General features: G+C 34.2%; 4 protein-coding genes. All 4 read right to left on the bottom strand.

Features of this window, described 5'->3' with window-relative positions; translation table 11 throughout:
- Nucleotides 1-86 precede the first annotated feature (86 nt).
- The 4 genes from DMB65_RS02100 to DMB65_RS02085 all read right to left on the bottom strand — a co-directional run bounded on the left by DMB65_RS02100 (nucleotide 87) and on the right by DMB65_RS02085 (nucleotide 7,868).
- On the bottom strand, nucleotides 87-644 hold the full coding sequence (locus tag DMB65_RS02100; RefSeq protein WP_110305006.1) for a hypothetical protein: 558 nt from the start codon (nucleotides 642-644) through the stop codon (nucleotides 87-89).
- 117 nt (nucleotides 645-761) lie between these two features.
- Nucleotides 762-6,809, bottom strand: a complete 6,048-nt coding sequence (locus tag DMB65_RS02095; protein ID WP_110305005.1) for a hypothetical protein — start codon at nucleotides 6,807-6,809, stop codon at nucleotides 762-764.
- Complete coding sequence (locus DMB65_RS02090) at nucleotides 6,806-7,411, bottom strand: hypothetical protein (protein ID WP_110305004.1); 606 nt, start codon at nucleotides 7,409-7,411, stop codon at nucleotides 6,806-6,808. The genes DMB65_RS02095 and DMB65_RS02090 overlap by 4 nt, the downstream gene beginning before the upstream one ends.
- A complete protein-coding gene (locus tag DMB65_RS02085) occupies nucleotides 7,398-7,868 on the bottom strand; it encodes an OmpH family outer membrane protein (RefSeq protein ID WP_165834823.1) in 471 nt (156 codons plus the stop codon). The genes DMB65_RS02090 and DMB65_RS02085 overlap by 14 nt, the downstream gene beginning before the upstream one ends.
- Between the last annotated feature and the right edge of the window lie 212 nt (nucleotides 7,869-8,080).

Below are 8,080 nucleotides of genomic sequence, written 5' to 3'. Positions count from 1 at the left end.
GTTTGTATATCCTGATAATTAAATATTTGATTTTAAAAGAATTATAGATTTAACTATTCTCAATTAATGCTAAAATCAAAACCGATTTATTCACTCTTCACACTATTACTTCGTGTCTCTTGTATGGTATAAACTCCTTTTTCGGTTTCCTTTTTTATTCTTACAAGTCCTCCTTCTAAGTCGTACTCATAAAACGTCGCATAATTATTCTCATCCAATTCCGCCATGAGTTTCTGAGTATCTTCATCATAAACAAAACTTTTTAAATTTCCGTTGTAAGGGAAAAATCGAATATCATCAAAATAACAATCTGCTGTAGTGCTGGTACAATTCAGTTTTATTTCCATCTTTGGATTATTTTGAGGGTTTGTTACCGGAATGGTTACAATGCCTACAATACGCTGCCAGCCATCGATGATTGCTCCTGAAGCTTTGAAAGTTTCGGAATAGAATGGAGCGGCATTATTATTATTAAAAGCAATTGTTATATTGCTTTCGGTATACGTGGTTTGTTGCTTAACGACATTTTCTTTAACCCAGCCCGAAACGATATACTTACCCGGCTCTGGTATAAAAGAACTGTTTGATTGAGCAAACAGTATGTTGCCAATTATCAAAAATAAAAACAGTATATTTTTTTTCATTTTCTTGTTTTTTTAATAACAAACTTTATGGTAGCAAATTTTACTTTTCATCTAAATCACTCTCATATTATTTTCTACTTTTAGATTTTCAAATAAATAAAATTCAGATTTCGTTTACTATAATCCTGTGTGATTAAAATATAATTCATCTGAAAATATTCCATTTGGAGAGCCATAATAATCATCATAATAAGCTATTCTAAATTTATAAGAAGGGCTAAAACTACAATTGTCTGTAATTATTTCTTCAGATACAAAACCGGATTCATTTGTATAAAAAGTTTCATATATATTCCAATTGTTGTTTACATAATATTCTAAATAAAGATATTTACCGGGAACTCCTGTTCCATATGGTCCTTTTGACATCCAAAAAGAAAAGGCCAAACGATATTTTAAACATGGTGATGAAGCAAAACTATAAGATTCTGCCCAATCAAAATATAAAAAATAATCAACAGGAACCTCTACTTTAACAGGACACTTTGCTTCTTCAATTGTTTGTACTGTAGGATGCAAATTTCGAGACATAATACTGGAAGTTCCCTTAGCTACTTTCAAGCTGTTTTTTCCTGTATGCGATTGGTTAGAAACAATGTTTAGTTTATCATTTGCAAAACCAAAATGTTTATTTGTCGTTTCGGTTTTTTTCTCTTCAAAACCTTCAAAACCTATTTGCTGGTATTTCGAGTTGGAGGCTACTGCCATAGGCAATTTGTAGGCATAACCATATTGTGCAGCACTATAGCGATTCAAAGCATCTTTGTTCTCCAATTCAGCACCGTAAGGACTGTATTTGGTCACGCTGCTGGCATAAGTCCAATTGGCATCGTTAACCCTCCAAACCGGAATACCGGAGCTGCGATCAAGTCTGTAAAAAGAATTGAAACTAGTAAAGAAGCCTTCGTTTCTGGAGTTATTGTATTGCCCGTTTGCACTATTTCTTCCTGTTAAATAAGCATAGGATTTTTCAGCCCTCCAGTTTCCTTTAATATTCCAGAGATACGGGTTTACTTTAACATCATTAGGATATTTTACATCACCAGTTGACAAAATCCAATTTTGGGAGCTATTGAAATTATACTCCGGATAATAAGGAAGATTCGATTCTGTCTGTGTATTCCAGTAATCCTTATAAACCACTGCACTGGCATTAACAATCCTTGGATTAAAACTTGATCTGGCGTCGAATTGAAAGGAATCCTGGTCTAGTTTTCCATTCTTTATTGGGTTAATCATAGAAGTAATCGATGCCATACTCGCTGATTGCATATTTTTATATCCCGAACGTACAATTTTGAAATTAAAAGTTGTCAAATCTTCGCACTTGTTGATATAAACACCGTTTCTATCCATTAGCAATACACCTGATTTATCCGTATTGAAACCAACAACCCATAATTTGTATTGTCGGGGTAAATTTTGCCCGAATATTTCTGAAGACTGCACAATTCCGGCATCATCCGTTACCTGAAGCTCGTCTCCCAGATGAAATATTGTTGATACATCTCCAGTGTAATTATTTAATCTAAAGTAAGGATTACCTGTAGGATTAGAAGAGGTACTAGGTGCTGTTACAGGAGCATTAGCGATCAATGTACCTTCAATACCAATATTTTGAGAGGCTAATCCCATACCATCATACATCCAGTAAGCCGGGAAGTTGAAAGAATAGTAATGGTCGCCATACTCATTAACAGTCTCAGTCAGGAGAACTTCTCCCGAGCTTGCATCCCATGCGAGGTTTTTTGTAGAAACTGTGGCTCCTAAATCAGTTGCTATTTTTTCAACTAATAGGGCCGTTTTATGAACATGCTTTGTGGTAACCGCTGTACGAAGTTCATTAATATTTGTAGAGGATTCCGGAAATACAGTGGGTATAAATATTGGTATTGGTGCTGGGAACATAGGAATCAACATTCCTGCAACATTGGCTTTAAAACCGGAAGTTTCTGTTTTAGCAAAACTTCGATTAAAATCATTTATTAAATCGTAATCTACACCGATTATTCTTTTGGAAACATTTCCTTTCTCGTCTACAGTCGTAATATTATTGTCTATATTTTTTTGTTCATCAGTATTATACTTGTATTCTACAGAGGAAACAATTTCGTTGGCTTCATTATAGATTTCCTCAAAATTTACTTTACCATTCATATCATTGGTTTCAATAGAATAGCCTTGTGTCATTGTCAGGAGATTTCTAACATCAATATTTCCCCCCCTTACAACATTCTTCAACAAATCCTTAATAATGCTAGTTGGCGTTATTCCGTTGATCATTTTCAAATCGGTATACAATACTTTTGTTGGGAAATCATAACTGGTATAATGTTTCGTTACCACGCTTCCTGTAGCGTGTTTTTTTACTATAATAGCAGTTCCTGCATCATTTTTTCTATCCAGATTTCTTACCGTAACTCTTGCATAAGTTACTTTTGATGCCGGGAAGAAATTGGCTCCAAAGGGTTTTTCTACATAATTGCTTTCCATAGGAGCAGCAACGGTCTCCGCATAATTTCCTTTGGCATTATAAAAAGGCTCTACAAAAGGATTTTCTGCACACATATTAGGTTCAAAAGTCGCTACACCACTAGATTTACCTTCAGTATCATTATAAGAATAGGTCTGACCGTATTCCATATCATTTAAATTTGTTCCTGAAGTTCCCTCGAGCATTTTAGTCCAGTTGTCGCTTAATTTAATAGATTTTACACGAAGTCCTCCGCCAAGCTTGTGTCCATCCGAATTTTCTAATCGAATCCAGGATTTTTCAGGTTTAAAAATTCTGGCACGTCCTTTATCCTGTAAAAAACCATCAGGTCCGTCAAATAGTTCTTTAATGATACTTAAACTTCCTTTCAGGTTTTTCACTATAGAACTAAAATCTGTAGCTGCAGGGTCGTCATTTATACCGCATGTTAATCTATTTAAAAACATACGACCGAAACCCCATCCGGCTTTGGCAATTGGGTTTGCTTTATTACCATTTCCTTTATCTTTTGATAAAAGTTCTAGAGGAATAGAAGCTATTGTACCATTTAATTTTGAACTGTATTTAACATCAATTTCAGTAACATTACCAATTTTGAAATAGCCCGAGACATAGTCATAGTGTTGAGTATTATCAGACATATTCAGCATGAATTTAAACTGAATGACTTTGTTTAAATTCTCACTTAAGTATTTGTCAAGAAATTCTTGTTTTGTAAGTCCGCTATCTGAATTGTTTAATTTTACATACAAGAATCTTTTATGAGAACTTCCATTATACAATATATTTTTACCATTCATATCTTCATCTACGGAAAGTACTTGATCTCCAGCCCCTATAACCTTATACATTTGCATGGCTTTTTTATCTTGGACATAACGGTAATCATCGCTCTCCGTTTCAATCATGATTTTCCCGCCAGATGGCAGCTGAACTGATTTTAGGTTCCATGAAGCGGTATTAATATCTGCCTGATTTTTAGTCGGATCGGTAACTACTTTTGCTTTATTCTGATCAACAAAAGGAAATTCGGTATTCGATAAAGGAGTATTTATATAACCGCTGTTAGCTGGATTTTTTTTATAATTTCCCCAAATATCAAAACCTTTCATATCATAACCAGGATTATATGAACCGGGAACATCAGGATAAGGCTTTTCACTTGTTTTAGGCAGATTTTCATACTCCGCATCATTTTCCCCATAATCAAAGACATAAGGAGTATATTTTCCCATATTAGAACCTCTGTAAGTGAAATATACTTTTTTCAAAGTAAGCTTACCGTGATAATTACTCAATTCATTATCGCTAAGATTAGAAGTTTTGTCATTATTGGGAATGCCTTTACAAAGACTATAGCTGTATATAAAATGAGCCGTTTTAATTGGTTTTATTACACTACTTGCAGAAGGATCAAAAATTTCACCTGATGCGTTAGTAACTTCCGGTCTTGAATACAGTCTGATTGCTTTTATTTTTTTCATTCTTCCTGTACCTGCCCCCCCATTTTCGCCGGCAACACCAATGGCATCTTTTCTGTTTTCAAGATCAAAGAACGCTACATGAGTTTTGGTTACTATTCTGGTAAGATATTTAAGTTCTTTTTGTCCATACAAATAATTTCCCTTCTGATCATCTTTTTTTGAAATAAGTCCTTCGTTATAGGTTGCCTTATTTTCTTCAAATGGGACTCTCCATTGATAATTTGGCACCGTAGTATATTCAAACTTGGTAAAAGTCCCTAAATCGTTTAGTGTAGGTCCATTATCATCAATATCCTGATAATCTGATGATAAAACGGTAGATAATAAATAACTGTGGGCATAGGGAGGAGTTTTTACTCTGTTTACATACTCATCGCTGGTATTCGTTCCGTTTCCATAAAGAGATCCATTGTATTCTACAAGGCCATTGGTATTATTACCATTTTGTTTCGAAACATCAAAAGTCGCTTCTATTTTATTCATATTGTAAGCTGTTTCGCCATACACGTAAGTATTGCCATCTGCCTGCAGCACTTTAATTCCTGCTGTATGATGCGGTTCAGCATGACCATTTTTTATGATAAACTCATCTCGTAATGCTTCTGATTTCGTGATTTTCTGAACGACCTGACTGCGTAAAAATCTTTTGGTTCTTTTTATTTCCCTGTCACCATATTTTCCACCATCAAATGAATAAGCACTGGTGTAGGTATTTTTTTTATTCCCATCAATATCGACTCTTAACGCTTTTGTCTCATACATTCTATTCTTATAAATAGTTTCGGGATCTACAACAGTAGCTCCAACCATCTTGAATGTCACAGGCTCGTAAGTCAAATCTTTTTTGTCGGTACTTTTTTCGTTGAAATGAGCCAGCACATTATTATTTTGAAACCACCCGCCTGTTGTACTTTCAGAGGGAGCTTTCTTAAAGTCAGCACTCCCATGAACTAAATTACCCAAACCTACTTCTACTCCAAAATTTTGACTTTTCCCCAGATCTACAACCTCATCGTTATAAACACTACTCACTTTAGATCTGTAAGGCCTGAACATTCCGGAAACTCCCTGACCATCTATGCTGTAAATATCATATGTATAATTCGTTACCGGTAATGCTAATGTATGCGGAGTCACGTTCCTTTCATTTTCCCTGTTGAAATCTAAGACTCCGGATTCTGTTATTTTTTTGTATTCAGTATTTTCATAACCATATGCCTTTTCTTTTTTTTTCTTGTATTCGTCAGCAATGTTTTGGTAAGAACCGTAACCGGTAACCTGAACCTGTCCTTCTACACCAAAGACTTCACCTCCAATTGCCCCGTTAAAAGAAAAATTCTCATTTCTGAAACCGATTCTTTTGGAAGGTGTAAAACTCAGGTTGTTGAATGAAATACTACCTCCAATACTTGTTCCTCCTGTTGTTGGTTTTTCCTTACTTGTCTCATCCTCTTTATAAGATTGACTAACACTTGCAGAAACATTTAGATTTTCAATCCCTTTCCTACTATTAAATCCTAATGATATTGAACTTCCAAGTGAAGTATTAACTCCATTGAGACCACTTATTTTTGCTGAAATACCCAACCTTGGAGTTACCGTAGCACCACCGTCCAGAGAACTTGAAAAATTCATTCCTACTGATACATTGTCATTAAAATTAAAACCTAAACCATAAGAAGGCTTAAAAGATATTCCTTCGTAATTATTGGATTCTACTCCCAATCCAACCCCTAATTGCAGAGCATCAAAACCTGAATAGGCAGCATTTACCCCTACATTAATTCCAACTGTCCTATTTTGCTTTAAGTTGTTTTCATAGACCATTTCATCACCTCTGAAATCATCCGGTAAACCCCGAACCTGTCGTTCTATCTGACCTACATTTAGATTCCATCCAAGACCCACCCAGGATGCTTCCTGATCCATGGTGATACCCGAATTGTAAGCAAGATTCAACGGGTATCCGCCCACATCCATTATTGGAATGTTATAATTGAAATCCCCGCTTGCCAGATCAACCATATCCGAAGTTCCTACAGGAGTAAAAGAATTGAACTCAGGCTGTGTTGGACCGCTAGTCAAAGCATACATCTGCATCGGCTGCAGTGTTTCCAGAAGAATCATCATTGCTAAATAAATAGCAACTACTTTTTTTAATTTACTTATTTTTTTTGGCTTAATCATAAGGCTATAGGGGTAAAAGGATCTTTGAATTTAAATTTTAATGTTCCCTTTCTAAAAAGGTAATCATTATAAATTAGTTGTATTTTGTCATTGGGGTCAATACCTGAGAAGAATAGTAGTACTTTTTGAAAAGGAGCAATTTTATAATTACGCTCAAAATTAACCCCTGAGCAAGGGATTGTATCTTTCTTTGAAGTCACCACATAAAAATCATTGTTTAGTCCGAAAGACATGTACTTTACAGCAGCGGTATAATCCATACCTGTAAAATCTTTGCCTAGCAAATCTTTTTCCTCATCTTGCTGAAAAACAAATTCTATTACACGTTCTCTTTTATTTTCTTCATAAAGAGAATCAACATGCTGAAGGTTTTCAATACCCTGATCTTTTAACAAATAATATTGAATAGGAACTTCGGTAGCTGTAAAACCAATGTCATCAACCACCTGTGTATAGGAGCGGGATTTCCAGCCTATTTTTTCCAGATTAAAATAGCGATCCCTGATTTCAGAATCGTCATTTTTTTTTGATTGGGAATCTTCTTTTTTACAGGAAAACAAAACAAGAATAAAAAGAATAAAACCTAAATTAAAGACCTTCATACCTTTTATTTATATACGTAAGAAGTTCATTAGTAACATCTATTTTTTCATCTGCAAATAAAACAGTTTGTTTATTATCAGACCCAATCACTAATTTGTAATTTTTATCTCTTGAAAATTCAGTGGTATAGCTTTTAATTCTTGCCCAGATTTTTAATGACTGCTCAGAACCGAAAACCTGATTAAACTGCTCTAATTCTTCCTTACCCTGGATAAATTGCTGCATTAACTGCTTTCTTTCAGAAGCAGAAATTGAAGAAGACTGTAAATCAGAATACAATTTATCTAAAACTGATTTTCTGGAATTGAATTCTTTTTCACCTGCTCTTTTCATTTCTTTGGTCATCACAAAGCCATCAAACAGTTTTACATTATCGATATAAACAATTTGTTTATTGTATTGAAAAAAGAAAAAGAGCGTCAATACACCAATTAACAAAATATTAACTATAATCAAAAAAAATACTTTATATTTAATCACAAATAACTTATTAAATTAAAAGTGCAAAAATATATTTTTTCTAGGAAACTTCAGTCAAAACAAAAAGAAAGTTAAAAAAATAAAAACTGATATGTGATTAGATGAAAATGAAATCTTTTTATTAACAATAAAAATCAACCAAGGCATTGAATACGAAGTTTTGTTTCCGTCCTTCTTACGGTTCATGA

The organism is Flavobacterium cheongpyeongense, assembly GCF_003202435.1.
Lineage (GTDB): Bacteria > Bacteroidota > Bacteroidia > Flavobacteriales > Flavobacteriaceae > Flavobacterium > Flavobacterium cheongpyeongense.
Note: the sequence above shows the minus strand (reverse complement) of the source record. Positions and strands in the feature narration are given on the sequence as shown.